The 365-nt window shown below is 69.9% G+C and carries 1 pseudogene; it reads left to right on the top strand.

Annotated features, from left to right (window positions below):
* A pseudogene (locus SB658_RS22370) lies at positions 1–365 on the top strand (hypothetical protein); the annotation flags it as partial.

The following is a 365-nucleotide window of genomic DNA, read 5'->3' as shown; positions in this document are numbered from 1 at the left end:
GGTCAACGAGGACGGCACCGTCTCGGCGCCGAGCTACAGCGTCGGCGGAAAGGAAGTGAACAGCGTCGGCGACGCGGGCAAGGGCCTGGACGGGGCGATCACCGATCTCGGCCAGCAGCTCAACGACGGCAGCACCGGCCTGGTGCAGGCCGAGCGTGGTGAGAAGGGCGCCGATGGGCAGGACGGCAAGGTCGAGACCCTGACGGTCGGCAAGGAACTGGGCGGCGACACCGTCGATTTCACCGGCACGGAGGGTCCGCGGGTGGTCACCGGCGTAGCCGACGGCAACGTGGCCGAAGGCTCGAAGGACGCCATCAACGGCGGCCAGCTGCACGACAACGCGCAGTCGGTGGCCGACGCCTTCG

Origin of the sequence: Bacillus sp. SIMBA_008, assembly GCF_046535495.1 — a bacterium.
Lineage (GTDB): Bacteria > Bacillota > Bacilli > Bacillales > Bacillaceae > Bacillus > Bacillus subtilis.
The sequence above is the reverse complement of the archived record's forward strand: the minus strand, read 5'-3'. Positions and strand labels throughout refer to the sequence as shown.